1 protein-coding gene is annotated in these 1140 nt (G+C 69.6%); it reads left to right on the top strand.

Features of this window, described 5'->3' with window-relative positions:
* Positions 1–93: 93 nt before the first annotated feature.
* Positions 94–1140 (top strand): RNB domain-containing ribonuclease (locus JCM19049_RS14950; protein ID WP_054821963.1); only part of this gene is annotated, 1047 nt, incomplete at its 3' end.

The following is a 1140-nucleotide window of genomic DNA, read 5'->3' as shown; positions in this document are numbered from 1 at the left end:
ACCGGCCTGCCCGGTGGCCCGCCGCGTTCCGAGCGCCGGGGGCCACCGGCGTTTTCCATGACTGGCACCATCGCCGGTGATTATGCTGGGCTTGTGTTCAATCGTCAGGTCCAAGTCCCCGCCCCTGTCCGCAGCACCACCCTGCAACAGCTGCTTGAGCAGCTGGAGGGTGAGTTCCAGCTGCCCGGGCCCTTCAGCACCCCGGTGCTCGCCGCCGCCGAACGCGCTGTGGCCGAACTGGCCCCGGCCCCCGAAGATCACACCGATCTGCCCTTCTTCACCCTGGACCCGGCCACCTCCACCGACCTGGACCAGGCCATGCACCTGAGTGAAACCGCCACCGGGTACCGTATCCACTACGCCATCGCCGATGTGCCGGCCCTGGTGGAGCTGGGCGGTGTGCTGGACGCCGCCACCCGCCAACGCGGGCAGACGATCTACCTGCCGCACCGGCGCATCCCGCTGCATCCCGAGGTGATTGGGGAGGATCACGGTTCGCTGCTGCCCGGACGCCCCCGGCGGGCGTTCATCTGGGTGCTGGACCTGGACGCGGAGGGCCAACTGCGGCACACCGCCCTGCACCGCTCCATGATCCGCTCCCAGGCCAAGCGAGACTACCTCACCGCCCAGCAGCAGCTGGACTCCGGCGCCCCAGATGCGCAGCTGGTGCTGTTGCAGCGCATCGGCAGGTTGCGCATCAGCCAGGAGGCCCGCCGGCGCGGGGCCAGCCTGAACCTGCCCGAACAGGATGTTCAGGTCGACGCCCACGGCAACTACACGCTGGTCAGCCGCACTCCCCTGCCGGTGGAGGACTACAACGCCCAGATTTCACTGCTGACCGGGATGGCCGCCGCCGAGCTGATGTTGCAGCACAAGGTGGGGATCCTGCGCACCATGCCGCCGCCGCGGCCCGAGGACCTGGCCGAGTTCCGGCTGCAAAGCCGGGTGCTGGGCCACCGCTGGGAGGAGCACCTGGACTACGGGCAGTTCCTGCGCACCCTGGATGTCTGCGACCCGGCCCAGCTGGTGCTCATGCATCGGGCGGCCGCGCTCTTCCGCGGCGCCGACTATCAGGTGATCAACGGCCAACCTGACACCGAGCTGGTGCAGGCGGCACTGGCCGCCCCCTACGCGCACGCC

This window comes from Arthrobacter sp. JCM 19049, from assembly GCF_001310435.1.
The sequence above is the reverse complement of the archived record's forward strand: the minus strand, read 5'-3'. Positions and strand labels throughout refer to the sequence as shown.